This is a genomic window from Streptomyces sp. NPDC088553 (genome assembly GCF_044752965.1).
Taxonomy (GTDB): Bacteria; Actinomycetota; Actinomycetes; order Streptomycetales; family Streptomycetaceae; genus Streptomyces.
Map to the genome: position 1 here is coordinate 429,498 of NZ_JBIVMG010000008.1, position 19,213 is coordinate 448,710.

The 19,213-nt window shown below is 75.7% G+C and carries 13 protein-coding genes; 9 read left to right on the forward strand and 4 right to left on the reverse strand.

Annotated features, from left to right (window positions below):
• The first annotated feature begins 330 nt into the window (after positions 1-330).
• From ACIP8Z_RS28310 to ACIP8Z_RS28325, 4 genes are read left to right on the forward strand one after another with little or no spacing between them, the layout of a single operon-like run.
• Positions 331-1,452: a glycosyltransferase family 4 protein gene (locus tag ACIP8Z_RS28310; RefSeq protein ID WP_402088231.1), complete on the forward strand. Its 1,122-nt coding sequence runs from the start codon at positions 331-333 to the stop codon at positions 1,450-1,452.
• Entirely contained in the window at positions 1,449-2,621 is a 1,173-nt protein-coding gene (locus ACIP8Z_RS28315; RefSeq protein ID WP_402088233.1) for a glycosyltransferase, read from the forward strand. Before ACIP8Z_RS28310 ends, ACIP8Z_RS28315 begins: the two co-directional genes overlap by 4 nt.
• A complete protein-coding gene (locus ACIP8Z_RS28320; RefSeq protein WP_402088236.1) occupies positions 2,618-3,631 on the forward strand; it encodes an SGNH/GDSL hydrolase family protein in 1,014 nt (337 codons plus the stop codon). Before ACIP8Z_RS28315 ends, ACIP8Z_RS28320 begins: the two co-directional genes overlap by 4 nt.
• A complete protein-coding gene (locus tag ACIP8Z_RS28325; RefSeq protein ID WP_402088238.1) occupies positions 3,628-7,263 on the forward strand; it encodes a hydantoinase B/oxoprolinase family protein in 3,636 nt (1,211 codons plus the stop codon). The genes ACIP8Z_RS28320 and ACIP8Z_RS28325 overlap by 4 nt, the downstream gene beginning before the upstream one ends.
• Before the next feature lie 56 nt (positions 7,264-7,319).
• Here ACIP8Z_RS28325 and ACIP8Z_RS28330 read toward each other — a convergent pair whose 3' ends face one another.
• The 3 genes from ACIP8Z_RS28330 to ACIP8Z_RS28340 are packed head-to-tail and all read right to left on the reverse strand — an operon-like array spanning position 7,320 to position 9,627.
• Positions 7,320-8,195, reverse strand: a complete 876-nt coding sequence (locus tag ACIP8Z_RS28330) for a biotin-dependent carboxyltransferase family protein (protein WP_402088240.1) — start codon at positions 8,193-8,195, stop codon at positions 7,320-7,322.
• Entirely contained in the window at positions 8,192-8,842 is a 651-nt protein-coding gene (locus ACIP8Z_RS28335) for an allophanate hydrolase subunit 1 (protein ID WP_402088241.1), read from the reverse strand. The genes ACIP8Z_RS28330 and ACIP8Z_RS28335 overlap by 4 nt, the downstream gene beginning before the upstream one ends.
• Positions 8,839-9,627: a LamB/YcsF family protein gene (locus ACIP8Z_RS28340; RefSeq protein ID WP_402088243.1), complete on the reverse strand. Its 789-nt coding sequence runs from the start codon at positions 9,625-9,627 to the stop codon at positions 8,839-8,841. The genes ACIP8Z_RS28335 and ACIP8Z_RS28340 overlap by 4 nt, the downstream gene beginning before the upstream one ends.
• 120 nt (positions 9,628-9,747) lie before the next feature.
• Between ACIP8Z_RS28340 and ACIP8Z_RS28345 the strand changes: the two genes are divergently transcribed.
• The 5 genes from ACIP8Z_RS28345 (at position 9,748) to ACIP8Z_RS28365 (ending at position 18,413) form a co-directional block, all read left to right on the forward strand.
• On the forward strand, positions 9,748-10,458 hold the full coding sequence (locus tag ACIP8Z_RS28345; RefSeq protein WP_402088245.1) for a GntR family transcriptional regulator: 711 nt from the start codon (positions 9,748-9,750) through the stop codon (positions 10,456-10,458).
• A gap of 80 nt (positions 10,459-10,538) precedes the next feature.
• Positions 10,539-12,083 (forward strand): hypothetical protein, encoded by a 1,545-nt coding sequence (locus ACIP8Z_RS28350; protein WP_402088247.1) that lies wholly within the window; start codon positions 10,539-10,541, stop codon positions 12,081-12,083.
• Positions 12,080-12,697 carry a hypothetical protein gene (locus tag ACIP8Z_RS28355; protein WP_402088249.1) on the forward strand — a complete coding sequence of 206 codons (618 nt, stop codon included), beginning with the start codon at positions 12,080-12,082 and terminating at the stop codon, positions 12,695-12,697. Before ACIP8Z_RS28350 ends, ACIP8Z_RS28355 begins: the two co-directional genes overlap by 4 nt.
• Positions 12,694-13,620: a hypothetical protein gene (locus ACIP8Z_RS28360; protein ID WP_319322256.1), complete on the forward strand. Its 927-nt coding sequence runs from the start codon at positions 12,694-12,696 to the stop codon at positions 13,618-13,620. The genes ACIP8Z_RS28355 and ACIP8Z_RS28360 overlap by 4 nt, the downstream gene beginning before the upstream one ends.
• Positions 13,621-13,727: 107 nt before the next feature.
• Positions 13,728-18,413: a hypothetical protein gene (locus ACIP8Z_RS28365; protein WP_402088252.1), complete on the forward strand. Its 4,686-nt coding sequence runs from the start codon at positions 13,728-13,730 to the stop codon at positions 18,411-18,413.
• A gap of 66 nt (positions 18,414-18,479) precedes the next feature.
• Here ACIP8Z_RS28365 and ACIP8Z_RS28370 read toward each other — a convergent pair whose 3' ends face one another.
• Entirely contained in the window at positions 18,480-18,848 is a 369-nt protein-coding gene (locus tag ACIP8Z_RS28370; protein ID WP_402088254.1) for a hypothetical protein, read from the reverse strand.
• Positions 18,849-19,213: the final 365 nt, after the last annotated feature.

Here is a 19,213-nt window from a genome sequence, read left to right on the forward strand (position 1 = left end):
CGGTCGAGGTCCGGCCCCACCGGTCGGACCCGGGGCGTCCCCCGCCACCCGGCTCCGGGGCGGCGCGGCCCCCGGCGGAGAACCCGCCGCGCGTGGCCCCGCCCCGGAGGACCGGTGACCGGTGGGCCCGGCCGCCGGGCCCCACGCCTGACGAGCCCCGCCGCCGGCCCAGGCGCTTGATCCTCCGGTCCGTGGAGGACCTGGCGGGAAGTCCCCGTGCTTGATCGTTCCCGGCCACCCGCGCGCCCCGCGCGAAACGCTCATGGGACGTTCCCTCCCCGTCCAGATCGACGTTGGCGGGGACACGCCGAACGCGACGACAACACCCGTATGCGTGTCGTCATCGTCACCGAATCCTTCCCTCCCGACGTCAACGGTGTGGCGCACTGCGCCCTGCAGACCGCGCGCCACCTCGTCCGGCGGGGCCACACCCCGCTCGTCATCGCCCCCGCCGTCGCCGACCCGGCCGCGGACGCCGACGCCCCCTGCGCCGTCGTCCGGGTGCCCTCCCTCCCCCTTCCCGGCTACCCGCAGGTCCGCGTCGCCCTGCCCAGCCGTCGCGTCGCCGCCGCCATCGCCGCCCACCGCGCCGACCTCGTCCACCTCGCCGGACCCTTCGTCCTCGGGGTGCGCGGGATGACCGCCGCCACCCGGCTCGGCCTCCCCACCGTCGCCGTCTACCAGACCGACCTCGCCGGCTACGCCCGCACCTACGTCGGAACCGGCGAGGGCGCCGCCTGGCGCCGCCTCCGCGCCGTCCACGGGGCCGCCGACCGCACCCTCGCCCCGTCCTCCGCCGCCGTCCGCGACCTGGAGGCCCACGGCATCGGCCGCGTACGGCTCTGGGGCCGCGGGGTGGACACCGTCCGCTTCCGCCCCGAACTGCGCGACGACGCCCTGCGCGGGGGACTCGCCCCGGACGGGGAGCTCCTCGTCGGGTACGTGGGCCGCCTCGCCCCCGAGAAGCGCGTGGATCTCCTCGCCGGGGCGGGAAAGCTCCCCGGCGTACGGCTGGTGGTCGTCGGGGACGGGCCGAGCGGGCCGGCGCTGCGCGGCGCCCTCCCGGACGCCCGGTTCCTCGGCCGCCGCACCGGCGACGACCTCGCCCGGACCTTCGCCTCGCTGGACGTGTTCGTCCACACCGGCCCGTTCGAGACCTTCTGCCAGACGGTCCAGGAGGCCATGGCCAGCGGTGTCCCGGTCGTCGCCCCGGCTGCCGGCGGCCCCCTGGACCTGGTCGACCACGGGCGCACCGGGCTCCTCGTACCGCCGGGGGACCCGGAGGCGCTGCGCGAGGCCGTCGCCTCGCTCGCGGCGGCACCCGACCTGCGCGCCGCGTACGGCCGGGCCGGCAGGGCCACCGTCGAGGGCCGTACCTGGGAGGCCCTCGGCGACGAGCTGATCGGGCACTACCTGGAGGTTCTGCGGGAGCGGACGGTGGTGGCGGCATGAGCGGCGCCCGCGGCGGGCTCCGCATCGTGCGGCTCGCCAACTTCGTCACCCCCACCTCGGGCGGCCTCCGCACCGCTCTCGACCGGCTCGGCCGGGGATACCGGGAGGCCGGGCACGAACCCGTCCTCATCGTCCCCGGAGAGGTCGCGAGCGACGTCCGCACCGAGCAGGGCCGGGTCATCACCCTCCCCGGCCCGGTGCTGCCCGGCACCGGCGGCTACCGGGTCCTCGCCGACCGGCGCCGGGTGCGTCACCTGCTCCAGGACCTCGCGCCGGACCGGATCGAGGTCTCGGACCGTACGACCCTGCGGTGGACGGGGGAGTGGGCGCGACGCGCCCGCGTGCCCTCGGTGATGGTCTCCCACGAGACCGCCGACGGCGTGCTGCGCACCTGGGGCGTGCCGCCCGCCCTCGCCGCCCGCGCGGCGGACCGGCTGAACCGCCGCACGGCCTGGGCGTTCGCGCGGATCGTCTGCACGACCGAGTGGGCGGAGCGGGAGTTCGTACGGATCGGTGCGCGCAACGTCGTACGGGCCCCGCTCGGTGTGGACCTGGAGCGCTGCCGTCCCGGCCGCCGCAGCACCGTGCTCCGCGCCCGGCACACGGACGGGGAGCGGGTGCTGCTCCTGCTCTGCTCGCGCCTCTCCGTCGAGAAGCGGCCCGGAACCGCCCTGGACGCCCTCGCCGAGCTGCGGGACGCGGGCGTCGACGCGGCGCTCGTGGTCGCGGGCGACGGGCCGCTGAAGGGCGCCCTGGAGCGACGGTCGCGCGAGCGGCGGCTTCCGGTGCGGTTCCTCGGACACGTCGCCGACCGCGAGGCCCTGGCGGACCTCCAGGCGTCGGCCGACGTGTGCCTGGCTCCGGGGCCCGCCGAGACGTTCGGTCTCTCCGCCCTGGAGGCCCTCGCCTGCGGGACGCCCGTGGTCGTCAGCGCCTCCTCCGCGCTCCCGGAGGTCGTCGGCGCGGCCGGGGCCGCCGCCGTGGACACCCCGGGAGCCTTCGCCTCCGCCGTACGGGGGCTCCTCGCGGCGCCGGAGGCCACCCGCCGCCGCGCCGCACGCGCGCGTGCGGAGGTCTTCACCTGGGAGCGCTCCGTCACCGCCTTCCTCCGGGCCCACGACGCCCTCCCGGCCGCGGAGCCGCGCCACCCCGAGGAGGTGCGGCGATGACACCGGACCAGGCGTCCGCCCCGGTCACGTTCCGGGAGTCGGCGTCCGTCCAGGGCCGCGCCGTTCCGTGCGCCGCCCCCGCCGTCCTGCCCGCCCCCGCCGTCCTGCCCGCCCCGGCCGCCTCGCCCGTCCTCGCGCGCGTACCCCCGCCCCGCCCCCGTACGGCACCCGCCTGCACCGTCAGGTTCGTCGTGCTCGGGGACTCGCTCAGCGAGGGCGTCGGCGACCGGGTGGACGGCGCCTGGCGGGGGTGGGCGCCGCTGCTCGCCGACGGGCTCGCGGCCGAGGGGCAGGACACGGCGTTACTGAACCTCGCCGTCAGCGGGGCCCTCAGCGGCGACGTCGCCGACCGGCAGGCCCCGCGTGCCCTCGCGTTCCGGCCGCATCTCGCCTCCGTCGTCGTCGGGGTCAACGACACCCTGCGCCGCACCTTCGACATCGGGGTGCTCGCCCGCCACCTGGGCCGCGTCTGCGCCGACCTCGACGCCGCCGGAGCCGTACTCCTGACCGCCTGTCTGCCCGACCCGGGCCGGATGCTCGGCCTGCCGCCCCCGCTGGCGCGCCCGCTCGCCCGCCGCCAGCGGGCGGTCAACGCCGTCGTGCACGCCCTCTCCGCCCGGTACGGGGCCGTCCACCTGCACCTCGCCGACGACTCCTGGACCGAGGACCGCACCCTGTGGAGCGCCGACCGGCTGCACCCCGGCGAGCGGGGCCACCGCGCCGTCGCCGGGGGCTTCCACCGGCTGCTCGCCGAGCGGGGACTCGCCCACGGCGCCCCGCCTGCGCGGGACCCCGCCCAGCCGCCGCCCAGCCGCGCGGAGGCCGTGTTCTGGCTCGCCACCGCCGGCACCGGCTGGCTCCTCCGGCGCAGCCGCGACCTGCTCCCGCAGCTGCTGCTGCTCGCCGGTGCGGAACTGCGCCACTGGGCCGACGGCACCGGCACCGCCCCCCTCGACGCGCGCGCGGACGACGCCCTCGCCGACGCCCTCGCGGCCACAATGGGGAGATGAACGGGCGCTGGGAGTTCTGGATCGACCGCGGCGGCACCTTCACCGACATCGTGGGCAGACGGCCCGACGGCCGGCTCGTCACGCGCAAGGTGCTCTCCCACGATCCCGCCCGGCGTCACGACGCCGCCGTCGCCGGAATCCGCCTCCTCCTCGGCCTCGGGCCCGGCGAACCCGTCCCGGCCGACCGGATCGCCGTCGTCAAGATGGGCACCACCGTCGCCACCAACGCCCTCCTGGAGCGGCGCGGCGAGCCGACCGTCCTCCTCGTCACCGAGGGCTTCCGGGACGCGCTCCGCATCGCCTACCAGAACCGGCCCCGGCTCTTCGACCGCCACATCGTGCTCCCCGAAGCGGTCTACGCGCGCGTGATCGAGGTCCCCGAGCGGGTCGACGCCCACGGCCACGTGGTCCGGCCCCTGGACGAACCGGCCGTCGCCGAGGCGCTCGCCGCCGCCCACCGCGACGGACTCCGCTCGGCCGCCGTCGTCCTCCTGCACGGCTACCGCCATCCGGCGCACGAGGCCCGCGTCGCGGACATCGCACGCGACACGGGCTTCACCCAGGTGAGCTCCTCGCACGAGGTCAGCCCGCTCATCAAGCTCGTCCCGCGCGGGGACACCACCGTCGTCGACGCCTACCTCTCGCCGATCCTCCGCAGGTACGTCGACGAGGTCGCCCACGAACTCGCCGGGATCCGCCTCATGTTCATGCAGTCCAACGGCGGACTGCGCGAGGCGGCGCACTTCCGGGGCAAGGACGCCGTCCTGTCCGGACCCGCCGGCGGTGTCGTCGGCATGGCCCGCACCTCGGCACAGGCGGGCCACGACCGGGTCATCGGCTTCGACATGGGCGGCACCTCCACCGATGTGTCGCACTACGCAGGCACCTTCGAGCGCGAACTCGGTACACAGGTGGCCGGCGTGCGGATGCGGGCGCCGATGATGAGCATCCACACCGTCGCGGCGGGCGGCGGGTCCGTGCTGCACTTCGACGGGCGCCGCTACCGCGTGGGCCCCGACTCGGCGGGCGCCGTCCCCGGACCCGCCTGCTACCGACGCGGCGGACCGCTCACGGTCACCGACGCCAACGTCATGCTCGGCCGCGTCCAGCCCGCCCATTTCCCCGCCGTGTTCGGCGAGAGCGGCGACCTGCCCCTGGACGCCGACGTCGTACGGGAGCGGTTCACGGCCCTCGCGGAGGAGGTCGGCGGCGGCCGCACCCCCGAGGAGGTCGCCGCGGGCTTCCTGGAGATCGCCGTCCTCAACATGGCCAACGCCGTCAAGAAGATCTCCGTCCAGCGCGGCCACGACATCACCCGCTACGCCCTCACCAGCTTCGGCGGCGCGGGCGGTCAGCACGCCTGCGCCGTCGCCGACGCCCTGGGCGTCGACACCGTGCTCGTCCCCCCGCTCGCCGGCGTGCTCTCCGCGTACGGCATCGGACTCGCCGACGCCACCGCCATGCGGGAGCGGTCCGTCGAGGCGGAGCTCGACGCGCCCGGCACCCCCGCCCGCGTGAAGGCCCTCTGCGCCGAACTCGCCGACCGCACGCGCGCGGAGCTCCGCGCCGACGGCCTGCCGGACGAGGCGGTCACGACCCACGCGCGCGTACTCCTGCGGTACGCGGGCACCGACGCGAGCCTCCAGGTCGACCTCGCGTCCGCGGACGAGCTGAGAGCCGCGTTCACGGCGGTGCACCGCGCGCGGTACGCCTTCACCATGGACCGGCCGCTCGTCGTCGAGGCCGTCTCCGTGGAGGCCGTCGGTCGGGCGGGGCCGCACGGGCCCGTCCACACCGGTCCCATCACCGATCCCACCGCCGACGCGTACGAGCACCCGGCGGAACGCGACGGCGCGCCCGCCCCACACGCCACCGTGCGGATGTTCAGCGCCGGCACACCCCACGACGCTCCCCTCCACCGGCGCGTGGACCTCCGGCCGGGCAGCGCCCTGGACGGGCCGGCGATCATCGCCGAGGCCGACGCCACGACCGTCGTCGACAGCGGCTGGCGGGCCACCGCGACCGACACCGGACACCTCCTCCTGCACCGGGTCACCCCCCGCCCCGCGCGCGTGGCGGCGGGCACGGACGTGGACCCCGTCCTCCTGGAGGTCTTCAACAACCTCTTCATGGCCATCGCCGAGCAGATGGGCGTCCGCCTGGAGAACACCTCCCAGTCCGTCAACATCAAGGAACGCCTCGACTTCTCCTGCGCGCTCTTCGACGCCGAGGGCAACCTCATCGCCAACGCTCCCCACATCCCCGTCCACCTGGGTTCCATGGGCGAGTCCATCAAGGAGGTCCTGCGGCGGCGCGGCGACGACCTGCGCCCCGGCGATGTGTACGCGATCAACGACCCGTACCACGGCGGCACCCATCTGCCCGATGTCACGGTCGTGACCCCGGTCTTCGACGCATCCGGCGCCGAACTCCGTTTCCTCGTCGCCTCCCGCGGCCATCACGCCGAGATCGGCGGGATCACCCCCGGCTCCATGCCCGCCTTCAGCCGGACCGTCGACGAGGAGGGCGTCCTCTTCGACAACTGGCTGCTCGTCCGCGACGGACACCTGCGCGAGGCCGAGACGCGGGCCCTGCTCACCGGCGCCCCCCATCCCTCCCGCGACCCGGACACCAACCTCGCCGACCTCCGCGCCCAGATCGCCGCCAACGAGAAGGGCATCGAGGAACTGCGCCGGGCCGTCGACGAGTTCGGGCTCGACGTCGTGCGCGCCTACATGCGGCACGTCCGCGCCAACGCCGAGGAGTCCGTGCGCCGCATCGTCGCCCGCCTGGACGACGGCGCGTACCGCTACGAGACCGACGGCGGCGCGGTCATCCAGGTGGCCGTCCGCGTCGACCGCGAACGGCGCTCCGCCGTCCTCGACTTCACCGGGACCTCCCCGCAGCTGCCCGGGAACGCCAACGCGCCCACGGCCGTCGTCATGGCCGCCGTCCTGTACGTCTTCCGCACCCTCGTCGACGAGGACATCCCGCTCAACAGCGGCTGCCTGGAGCCGCTGGAGATCCGCGTCCCGCCCGGCTCCATGCTCGCGCCGGAACCTCCGGCCGCCACCGTCGCCGGGAACGTCGAGACCTCCCAGGCCGTCACGGGCGCCCTCTACGCGGCCCTCGGCGTCCAGGCCGAGGGCTCCGGAACGATGAACAACGTCACCTTCGGCAACGCGCGCGTGCAGTACTACGAGACGGTCGCCAGCGGCTCCGGCGCGGGCGACGGCTTCGACGGAGCCGATGCCGTCCAGACCCACATGACCAACTCCCGGCTCACCGACCCCGAGATCCTGGAGTGGCGCCACCCGGTCAGGGTCGACGCCTTCGCCGTACGGGAGGACGGCGGCGGGCGCGGCCGCTGGCGGGGCGGACACGGGGTGGAGCGCCGCATCCGGTTCCTGGAGCCGATGACGGTGGCCCTCCTCACCGGACACCGCAGGATCCCGCCGTACGGCATGGCGGGCGGCGAACCGGGCGCTCTCGGCGAGAACCTCGTGGAACGCGCGGACGGCACCGTCGAGCAGCTCGGCGGCGCGGCCACCACGGAAGTCGGCCCCGACGATGTCCTGGTCCTCCGTACCCCCGGCGGCGGTGGCTACGGCCCGCCGCCCGAGGAGGAGTGAGGGCCGACGCGGGGCCGCCCGGTCCGGTCGGCCACCCGCGTACCGGCCGGAAGCGCTCAGCGCACCGGCGTGAACCGCACGGGGGTGCCCGGCACCGCCTGGGCCACCGCGCCCAGATCCGTCTCCCGCACCACTCCGACCACCGGATAGCCCCCGGTCGTCGGATGGTCGGCGAGGAACACCACGGGCCGCCCGTCCGGCGGCACCTGGACCGCGCCCAGGACCATGCCCTCGCTCGCGAGCTCGCCGTGCGGGGCCCGATCGAGGACGGGGCCCTCCAGGCGCAGTCCGATGCGGTTGCTCGCCGACGACACCCGGTACGCGCGCGTGACGAGGGTCCGGAGCGCCGCGTCCGTGAACCAGTCGTCGCGCGGCCCGAGCCGGACCCGCAGGACGAGTTCGTCGGGCGGGCCGGGCCACGGGGGAGCGTCGACCGAACCCCGCACCGCCGTCTCCGTTCCCGTGTCCGGTCCCAGAGGCAGGACCGTCTCCACGGCCAGCGGTGCCGGGCCCAGGCCGGACAGCAGGTCCGTGGAGCGGCTGCCCAGTACCGGCTCGACGTCGATCCCGCCGCCGACCGCCACATACGCGCGCAGCCCGCGCGTGGCCGCGCCGATGTCCAGGACCGACCCGGCGGGCACGCGGACCGCCGTTCCCCAGGCGGCCGGGCGCCCGTCCACCCGTACCGGGCAGGGCGCTCCGCCCACCGCCACGGTGACAGCGCGCCGGGGCCGCAGGGCGCAGCCGTCGACGGTGGTCTCCAGGACGGCCGCGGACTCCGGGTTGCCGACGAGCCGGTTGACGAGGCGTACGGCCGCCGGGTCGAGAGCGCCGGAGCGGGGCACCCCGAGGTGCGCGTAGCCGGTCCGCCCCAGGTCCTGCACGGTGGTCAGCGCCCCGGCCCGGACCACGACGACGGCCCGGTCGGTCATCGTCCACCCCCTGGCGCGGCGCCCTCCGCCGTGAAGCGGACCCGGGTGCCCGGAGCCAGCAGCGCGGCCGGCTCACGGCCGGTGTCCCAGAGGACCACGTCCGTCGTGCCGATCAGCTGCCAGCCACCGGGGGAGGAGCGCGGGTACACGCCCGTGTACGGCCCCGCCAGGGCGACCGAGCCCGCCGGGACGGCCGTCCGCGGAGTGGCTCGCCGAGGCACCCCGTACCGCTCGTCGAGTCCCGTCAGATAGCCGAAGCCGGGAGCGAACCCGCAGAACGCGACCCGGAACTCGGCCGCCGTGTGGATCCGTACCGCCGCCTCGACGGACACCCCCCACAGCGCCGCGACCTCGGCGAGATCGGGCCCGTCGTAGCGGACCTGTATCTCGATCGCCCCGCCCACGCGCGCGGGGAGCGGCTCCACCTCCCAGCCGGTCAGCTCGGCCGCGAGCCGGTCCGGGTCCGCCACCCCGTCGAGCAGCACCGTCCGCGCCGCCGGCACGATCTCCCGCACGCGGGGCAGCACCCTGGCCGCCCGGCGCCGCAGCAGCTCCGCGTGGAACGCCTCCGTCTCCTCGCCGTCGGCCAGCTCCACCAGAAGCGCCCGCTCGCCCACGCGCAACACGCGCGGGGCGGTGGCGCTCACGCGAAGGCCTCGACCCGCACACCGGAACCCTGGAGGCGCTCACGGACCCGCCGGGCGAGGTCGACCGCGCCCGGGGTGTCGCCGTGCAGGCACAGCGACCGAGGCCGCACCGCGACGGAACTGCCGCAGTGCGCAGTGACCACCCCGAACCGGGCCATGGCGACCGACCGTTCCACCACGGCGTCCGGGTCGCTGACGACCGCCCCGGCCTGCCCGCGCGGCACCAGGGTGCCGTCCGCCCGGTAGGCCCGGTCGCCGAACGCCTCCGGGACGACCGGCAGCCCGGCCTCCGTCGCGGCCTCGTGCAACCGCGACCCCGGCAGCCCCAGGACCGGCAGCGTGCGGTCCGCGAGCAGGACGCCCTCGACGACCGCGGCCGCCTGCTCCTCGTCCCGGACCACCCGGTTGTAGAGCGCGCCGTGCGGCTTCACGTACGCCACGCGCGCGCCGGCCGCCCGCGCGAAGACCTCCAGGGCGCCGATCTGGTACGCCACCTCGGCCGCCAGCTCCGCCGCCGGCACGTCCATCGAGCGCCGCCCGAAACCGGCCAGGTCCCGGTACGAGACCTGGGCCCCGATCCGTACCCCGCGCGCGGCGGCGAGCTCGCAGACCCGCCGCATGGTGGCCGCGTCCCCGGCGTGGAAGCCACAGGCCACGTTGGCGCTGGTCACGACGGACAGCAGCTGCTCGTCGTCGGTGAGCGTCCAGCGTCCGAAGCCCTCACCGAGATCGGCGTTGAGGTCGATCAGGGCCTCGGCCGGGCTCTGGTCCGGGGACGTGCGCATCTGCACCTCGCAGCAGGGGGGAGCCGTGCCGGGGCGGCACGGGGGACCGTACGATGCCGTCAACGTAGAGGATTGTTGAACGATCCGACAAGAAGACGGCAGAGGACGACAGGGAGCGCCGTGACAGCGAGTGAAGCCGGGGGCCTGACCGACGACCGCGTGCTGCTCGGGCGCACGAGCACGGCGGAGCGGGTCGCGGACATCCTGCGCACCCGGGTCGCCGAGGGGTACTTCCCGCCCGGCACCCGGCTCTCCGAGGAGGGCATCGGCGGCGCGCTCGGTGTGTCCCGCAACACTCTGCGGGAGGCCTTCCGGCTCCTCACCCACGAGCGGCTGCTCGTCCACGAGCTCAACCGAGGGGTCTTCGTCCGGGTCCTCGCGGCCGACGACGTGGACGACATCTACCGCACCCGCCGGCTCGTCGAGTGCGCCGTCGTCCGCGGCCTCGGACAGCCCCCGTACGCCCTCGACGCGCTCGCCGTGGCCGTGGTGGCGGGCGAGACCGCCGCCCGCGCGGGCGACTGGCAGGGCGTCTCCACGGCCAACATCCACTTCCACCGCGAAATCGTCGCCCTCGCGGGCAGCGCACGAACCGACGAGCTGATGCGGGGCGTCCTCGCCGAGCTCCGTCTCGCGTTCCACGTCGTCGACGACCCGCGGGCGCTGCACGAGCCGTACCTGGCGCGGAACCGCGAGATCCTGGACGCCCTGCGAGCCGGTGAGCGGGCCACGGCCGAACGGCTCCTCGTCCGCTACCTCGACGACTCCCGCACCCGCGTCGCCGCCGCGTACGCGAAGGCCGTCGAGGCCCCGGCGGGCCCCTCGGACTGACCGCTCCGAGGCCCCGACCGGGACCGGTCGCATCTGCGCCGTTTCGACCGTTGTCAGTTCGAGGACCTAATCTGTCCACCGTGACTTCGCCTGCCTCGACGGACCTCGCTCCGCCCCAGCTCAGCGCGGGGCCGCGGCCCGCGCAGGGCCCGGCCGCCGACGAAGGGCTCGCGCGGCGCCTCCGCGCGCTCGCGTGCACCGCCCCGCTGCACGACCTGGACGCGCGCAAGGCGAACCTGGCGGGCGAGTACACCGTCTACGCGATGGCCGAGGTGGCCCTCTCGGCGATCGACCTCATCACGCTGAACATGGACTTCGACACCGGCGCCGACCACGAGCAGATCGTCGCCCGCCTGCTGCCCCGCGTCGCCGCCCAGGCACCCGCCCGCCCCGCCGCCGAGCACGAGCGCGTGGCCCGCTGGGTCCTGGAGAACCTGATCAACGTCGGCAGCGTCGACCGCGGCTTCCGCGCCGTCTACGGCACCTTCGGCACCGACGGCGTGTACGTCCGCAGGGACTACGACTTCAAGCTCATCGAGGAGGTCCCGGGGTACGGCGGTGGCGTCTACCTCCGGACCACCGACGAGGCGGTCAACGTCCTGGTCGGCGCCCTCGACACCGACGTCACCAGCGCCCAGATCGCCGCCGAGGTGAAGCTGGAGGTCCTCATCAACCGGGGCCGGCTCGCCGACGCCCAGCTCGCCGCCGAGCAGGCGCGGTACCGGACCGTGCAGTACGCCGAGACCCTCCGCAAGACCCTGGAGGCCACCCGGCGCAACGTGCGCGCGGTGGACTGGCTCAACACGGTGCCCGACATGATCGCCGAGGCGCTCGACCACGTCGCCGACCGCTACCGCCACGAGAACGCGATCCTCACCAACATCCGCAAGGCACGCGACGAGGCCGAGGCCACGTCCGACGCGAAGACGGCCGAGCACAAGCGGCGCGCCGCCGAGCTCGTCGACATAGTGAAGGACTGCATCCGGCGCCACACCCAGCTCCAGTCCCGCCTCCTGGACGCCGGGCCCCTCTTCCGCGCCGAGCAGGACCGGCAGGCCTTCGCCGCGCCCACGTCGTACACCGGCCTCGACCTGTACGGGCAGCTCGTGGCGCCGACCCTGCCGCTCCCCGTCGAGCAGGCAGCCAAGGTCACCGACGCGTTCTTCGCGCGCGGCACCGGTCTGCGCACCCCGGCGTCCGTCCGGCTCGGCGACCTCGTCGACCTGCTCCTCACCCCGCCCGTGGAGCGCGAGCACCTCGGCGCCGAGATGCCCGAACCCGACCTCATCGCCACCCCGGACGACTCTCGCTTCAGCGAGGAGCAGCTCGCGAGCGCCATGCGACTGCTCGACCTGGAGCACGACGCCCCGCGGCGGCTCTCCGGCCTGCTGGCCGAGGCCCGCGAGCTCGACGCCGACCTGCCGTACCTCGTGGCCCTCCTCGCCGTCCACGCGGCGAGCCCCCCGGTCGGCACGGCCTACCGCCAGGGCGAGGAGCGCCTCCTCTTCGCCGTCGACGACGGCACCCCGCTCGACGACCCCGAGTTCGGCGGCGCCGACCTCATCGTCGGTACGGCGCTGCTCGACGCCGCGGGCATGGCAGCCGGCCGGACGGAGGCCTCGTGACCCTCGTCCCGCCCGTTCCCGCGGACGTGACCGTGGCCCCGGACACCGCGACCGTGGACAGCGCCGTAGTGGACAGCGCTGCCCAGGACAGCGCCGTAGTGGACAGCGCTGCCCAGGACAGCACCGTGGTGGACAGCGCCGTCGCAGACCGGCCGGAGACCGGCGCGCGCGAGGCCGCGCCCGTCCCGTCCGGCCTGCCCGTCCCTCCGCCCCGGCCGGCCGACACGGAACAAGGCCAGGAGCCCGAGCCGGTCAACCCCACCGTCGGCTCCGCCCCCGGCCCCCGCCTCCGCCACGTCCGGATCGACCCCCCCGCCGGCGCACGAGGCGAGAGCGACGACCCGGCCCCGGGCGTCCCCCGCACACCGCCCCGCCTCGGTGTCGTGGCGGTGCCCCCGCCGTCCCGCACGACGTCCGACCGGCGGAGCGGCACCCCGTCCGTGCGTCCCGTGCGCCTCATGGACACCACGGCCACGCCCGTCGGCCTCCCCGGTGCCCCCGAGCGCCCCGCGGCCGTCACCCCGGTCCCCCTGCCGGTACCCCGCCCCGCCGGACCCATCACCCCCGCCGTCCCCCCATCGACCGAGAGCCGTACCGAGGAGCCCCAGCCGTGAGCGAAACCCACGCCGAGTACGCCGACGCGTGGGGCGAGCAGGAGCCCCCGCAGCCCCCGGCCGCCTCCACGGGCGGCGGCGCCACGCCCGCCGTCACCCCCGCCGACGCCTCCGACGCGGCCCGCCTCGTCTCCTTCGGGCTGCAGCCCAAGCTGCTCCCCGCCCGTGACGCCGAGTACGCGGAGCTGCTGCGCCGCTATCGCGAGGACCCCGCCTTCGCGCGCCTCGCCGACGCCGTCGCGACCGGTCTCGGCCTCATCGTCCTGGAGGTCTCCCCGCGCGCGGGAATGGCCGTCACCGCCGGCGAGGACTCCGTCTTCGCCGTCCGCATGGGCGACTACGCGCGCCGCGCCTCCACCGACTCGGCCGACCGGTTCCTGCACGGCCTGGCCCATCTCGCCGTCGCCGCCATGGCCTTCCCCCGCCCCGAGGACCTCGCGGACGACGCGTACATCGGCCGGCTCACCGTCAACGGCGTCGACGCGTTCGTACGGCAGGCCTGTCTGCGTCTTGAGCAGCGTGCCGAGGAGCAGGGCGAGAACACCGACCCGGCGTCCGACGCCCCCGGCCTGGAGGCCGCCTGGCGGATCTACGCCCGTCGCAGCGCCACCGGCGCCACCAAGGACGCCCGCCGCCTCGCCGGATCCACCACCGGCATCGTCGGCAAGGCGGCCGCCTTCCTCACCGACTCCGGTTTCCTGCAGCGCACCGGGGACGAGGGCGGCGGCTCCTACCGCACCACCGCCCGCTACCAGCTCCAGGTCCGCGACATGGCCGGCTCCGCCGCCATGGCCGAGCTCCTCGAACTCGGCGTCGTCCCCGTCAGCGACGGCTCCGCCACCCTCCTGCCGCCGCCCGAGGGCGACGACCTGGAGATCGCGGCCGACGCGGGCCTGCCCTTCCACGCGCCACCGTCCGCGTGACCGCCCCGCGTGACCGTCGGCGTCACCGCCCCGAGCGACCGGTCGGCGTCATCGCCCGCCCCGCGTAACCGTTCTTCCCGAGCACGAGAGCACGAGAGTCCCTCGCCATGTACGAGCTGTCCCGGGTCCGCCTGTACTCCATCGGTCCCGCCGGTGCGCGCTACGCCGACACCGTCCTGGACCTGCGCGGGGTCGGCGCGCCCGTGCCCCACCCCGCCCCCACCCAGGCGGAGTTCTTCGAGGAGGAGCCGGTCGGCCCGCCGCGCCGCCCCGCCCCCGCGGGCGTGCTCTTCCTGGAGAACGGCGGCGGCAAGTCCGTCCTCCTCAAGCTGATCTTCTCGGTCATGCTCCCGGGCCACCGCAACACCCTGGGCGGCGCCAGCTCCGGCGTGCTGCGCAAGTTCCTCCTCGCCGACGACTGCGGGCACGTCGCCCTGGAGTGGCAGCACACCCTCACCGGCGAACTGGTCGTCGTCGGCAAAGCCAGCGAGTGGCGCGGCCGGCAGGTCTCCTCCGACCCGCGGAAGTTCGCCGAGGCCTGGTACTCGTTCCGGCCCGGCCCGGGACTCAGCCTGGACAACCTCCCCGTCGCCGAGGCGACGTCCGTCCGCGCCCCCGTCGAGGGCGCCTCCGGCGCCACCGGCCGCCGCCGCACCATGAAGGGCTTCCGCGACGCGCTCACGGAGGCGGGCAAGGCGTACCCGCACCTGGAGGTCTCCTGGGAGGAGATCCACGACCGCTGGAACGAGCACCTCGGCGAGCTCGGGCTCGACCCGGAGCTCTTCCGCTACCAGCGCGAGATGAACGCCGACGAGGGCGAGGCGGCCGGCCTCTTCGCGGTCAAGAAGGACTCCGACTTCACCGACCTGTTGCTGCGGGCCGTCACCGACACCCGGGACACCGACGGTCTCGCCGACCTCGTCGGAGGCTTCGGCAACAAGCTCGGCCGCCGCGCCGAGCTCACCGCCGAGCGCGAGTTCACGGCCGGTTCCGTGGACCTCCTCAACCGGATCGTCGAGGCCGCCGGGACCCGTTCCGCCGCGCGCGACATCCACACGGCGGCCGAGCGCCGCACCCGTACCCTGGCCCGCCGGCTCTCCGCCCGCGCCGCCGTGGAACGCGTGCGGGGAGCCGAACTCGCCCAGCGGGTCACCTCCGCGGGACACGCCGTCGCCGAGGCCGAGACCGCCCGCGGGCGCGCCGCCCTCATCGCCGCCGAACTCGCCTACCGGCACGCCTCCCTGGCGCTGACCGCCGCCGAGAAGGGCGCCGCGTCCCAGCGCCGCGAACTCACCGACGCCCGCACCGTGCACTCCGCCTGGCAGGCGGCCGAGGTCGTCCTCCGCCACCGCGCCGCCGGCGACCGCTCCGCGCGCGTGGCCGCCGCCATCCGCGAGGCCGAGCGGGACGCCGCCCCGGCCCTCGCGGCCCGCGCCGAGGCCGCCGCCGACCTCGTACGGGCGCTCTCCGCCGCCGCCGAGGAGGGCGAGCGCCACGCGGCCGAGGAGGAGGAACGCTCCACCGCCCTCCAGGAAGCCGGCGAGACCGCCCACCGCGACGCCACGGCCGCCGCGACCGAGGCCCAGCGGGCCCGCAGCGAGGCCGGGCACCTGCGCCAGCGTCTCGCCGAGGTCGAGCAGGAGACCGCCGAGGCCGTACGGGCCGGCTGGCTCGACGACACCGCGCCCGACGCCGACCCCGCCCGCGCCGCGCTCGCCGCGAGCGACGCCGAGAAGACCACGGTCGCCGCCTGGGACACCGCACGCGAGGCCGCCCGTACGGCAGCCGACCGCGCGCGTGAGGCCGCCGGGGCCGAGGCCCGCGCCGAACTCGCCGCGGCCCGTGCCGCGGACGCCGCAGAGGCCGCGGGCAACGCCTACGACGCGGAGCGCCGCGCCGCCGAGTCGCTCGCCGGAGAGCGGCGCCTCGCCGAACTCCTGAGCCTCCCGGCCACCGGTCTCCCGGCCGCCGGCTCGCCCCTGCCCGGACAGCGCGCCGCGACCCCCGGCGCCGACACCGAGGAGGCCGCCGGGACGGACACCGGCGGCGAGCCCCAGGGCCCGCTCACCGTCACCGAGTTCGACCGGTACGCCGACGAACTGCGCGGCATGCTCGACCAGGCCGTCACCTCCGCCGAGCGCCAGCTCTTCGAGCTGCGCACCGCCGCGGCCGACGACTCCCGCATCCTCGGCGCCCTCGGCGACGGCGGCCTGCTGCCGCCGGGCCCCGACGTCCTCGCCACCGTCGAGTACCTCGGCGAGCACGGCATCCCCGCCCTCCCCGGCTGGCGCTACCTCGCCCAGGCCGTCGACCCCGCCGACCACGCGCGCGTCCTCGCCGCCCGCCCCGAGCTGGTCGACGGCGTCGTGATCACCGACCCCGTCTCGTACGGCCGCGCCCGCGAGGTCCTCGGCACCGCGGCCCTGCTGCCGCGCTCCGCGGTGGCCGTCGGCACCGCCGCCGCCCTGCTCGCCCCCGTACCGGCGCAGGACACCGCGGACGACACGGGCGTCTTCCTCGTCCCGCCGAACCCGGCCATGCACGACGAGCACGCGGCCGACGAGGAACGGCACGCCCTGCGTGCCCGCGCCGCCGCCCGCGACGAGGAGATCCGCACCCTCGCCGCCCGCCTCGCCGGCGACCGTTCCCTCGCGGCGCGGATCGGCTCCTGGCGCGCCGACTGCCCGCCCGGGATGCTCGCCGAACTCGCGGCCGTCGCCGCGACCGCCCGGGAGACCGCGGAGGCCGCGACCGCCACCCTCGACGAGGCCCGCGCCGCGCGCGCGGAGGCCGACGAGGCCGCCGCCGAGGCCGCCCAGGTACGGGACGAGCGCCAGGAGGCCGCCCAGCGTGCCCGCCGCGTCGCCGACGCCCTCGCGGGCCTCGCCTTCCGGCTGCGCGAACGGTCCGCCTGGCAGGCCAAGCTCCGCGAGCTCGCCGACGACGCCGCCGAGGCCGAGGCCCGCGCCCAGACCTGTCTGGAACGCGCGCGTGCCGCCGACGAGGACCGCCGCGCGACCCAGCGCTCCGCCGACGACGCCCACCGCACCGCCCGCGCCCTGCGGGCCGAGCGCGCCGAGATCGCCGGCGCCCCCGACACCCTCCCCGAGGGCGACGCGCCCGCGCCCCGCGCCGCGCTGCCCACCCTGCGCGAGGCCTACCGGGCCGCGTCGCAGCTGTACGAGAAGGTCGGCGTCGGCGCCGACCTGCGCGCCGAGCAGGCCCGCGCCGAGGGCGACGAGTCCGCCGCCCTCGCCGAGCTCGACCGCCTCACCAACAAGGTCCGCACCCGCGCCGAGCAGCTCCTGGAGTCCACGGACGGCGCCGACGGCCCGTCCCGGCAGGCCGCCGCCGCCCGCGCCGAGGCCCTCGTCCAGATGCTGGAGACCCGCGCGTCGGAGGCCAGTGAGAAGCTCGGCCGCTTGCGCGGCGAGGCGGAGCGCCTCGCCCCCGAGGACGGCGAGGAGCACACCGAGCTGCCCGAGGGCCTCGTCCCCGCCGACGCCGAGCGGGCCCAGGCCCTGCTCCGTACCGCCACCGCCGAACTGGCCTCCCGCACCGACGCCCTGGAGTCGGCCCGCGCCGCCCACACCGGGCTGCTCCGGGACCACCGGGCCGCCGAGGACGCGGCGGGCGGCTTCGACGAGACCTCCGCCCTGCTGCGGGACCTGCTCCGCGACCACACCGACGAGGAGCGGGAGGAGACCGAGCCGTACCCCGGCAGCCTGGAGGAGGCCCGTACGACGGCCGCCGAGGCGCGTCGTTCGCTGCGCTCCTGCACGGCCGAGCTGTCGGCGGCCGACGCCGCTGTGCGCGAGGCGAGCGACATCCTCGTACGGCACGCCAACTCCACCCGCTACGAGCAGGTCCGCACTCCGGCCCGCCAGCAGATCCGCGAACTGCCCGCGTCGGCGCTGCCCGAGCACGCCGCCAAGTGGGCCGAGGCCTTCGCGCCCCGCCTGAGGGTCCTCACCGACGAGCTGGAGCAGCTGGAGCGCAACCGCGACTCGATCGTCGACCGGCTGCGCGGTCTGGTGGAGTCCTCGCTCGCGACGCTCCGCTCGGCGCAGCGGCTCTCCCGCCTCCCCGAAGGCCTCGGGGAGTGGTCGGGCCAGGAGTTCCTGCGGATCCGCTTCGAGGAGCCCGACCAGGCCACCCTCGCGGAGCGGCTCGGCGAGGTCGTCGACGAGGCGACCCGCGCCGCCGTCAAGAAGAACTCCGACCTGCGCCGCGACGGCATGTCCCTGCTGCTCCGCGGAGTCCAGGCGGCGCTCGAACCCAAGGGCGTCTCCGTCGAGATCCTCAAGCCGGACGCGGTGCTGCGCGCCGAGCGGGTGCCCGTCGGGCAGATGGGCGACGTCTTCTCCGGCGGTCAGCTGCTCACCGCGGCCATCGCCCTGTACTGCACGATGGCGGCGCTCCGCTCCAACGACCGGGGCCGCGACAAGCACCGGCACGCGGGCACCCTGTTCCTGGACAACCCGATCGGCCGCGCCAACGCCACGTACCTCCTGGAGCTCCAGCGGGCCGTGTCGGACGCGCTGGGCGTGCAGCTCCTGTACACGACGGGTCTGTTCGACACGACCGCGCTCGCCGAGTTCCCCCTGGTGATCCGGCTGCGCAACGACGCCGACCTGCGGGCCGGTCTCAAGTACATCAGCGTGGAGGAGCACCTGCGCCCGGGTCTGCCGCAGACCGCGGCGGAGGGCGAGACGATCCACGGCGAGATCACGGCGACGCGGATGTTCCGCCGCCACATGTCGGACGACCCGAGCCGCCCGGCGTCCGTCTAGGCGCACGAGTGAGCGGCCCGGCCCCCTCGACAGGGGGCCGGGCCGCTCGGTCTCGTTCCGCCCGGGTCAGGCCGCCTCGGACAGCGACGCCGTCTCCGCCCGGCTCTCCTCGCGCTTCGCGCGGAGCGGCGGTCGCGCCGTGCTGCTCGGCTCCGACACCACACCGTTGCGCTGACGCCACACCTGACGGGTGATCCAGATGTCGAGCACGCTCCAGGTGGCCACGACGGTGGAGACCACCGCGCCGACGGTCACCGGGAACGCCAGCCATGAACCCGTCACGGAGCTGAAGAACGCCACGACCCCCTGGACGAGGGTCACCGATGTGATCATCACGGCCCGTACGGCGGCGGTGCGCACCGGATCCGGCATCCGCCGTCGCGCCCGGTCGTCCTCCACCCACAACTGCCGCGCCGACCGCGCCTCGTGTTCCATTGTCCCGTCACTCCCCACCACTGACCGTCTTCAGGAACGGTTGCCCGTGTTGAGCGCCTATACACGGACAGAACCCGCCCCGTACTTATTGACGCACGAGCGAGGGAAAAGGTTTCGCCCGACCTGGGATGAACGTGAGCGGGATGGGACCGGAACGAATAATTCCAGCCATCTCCGCAGGCCGGAGAAATGGCGCATCGTCAGGTGTCCTACGCCACATTGACCAATGCCAACTCCCCGAATACCAGGACATCTCATGATCAAGGCTCACTCGGCAGGCTGAAAACAGCCCGGACATGCCTTCGGGATGGCCGTGATGCAGTAGTAGGCTCACGCCGCCGTTTGTTGAATCTCAAGGTTGACGC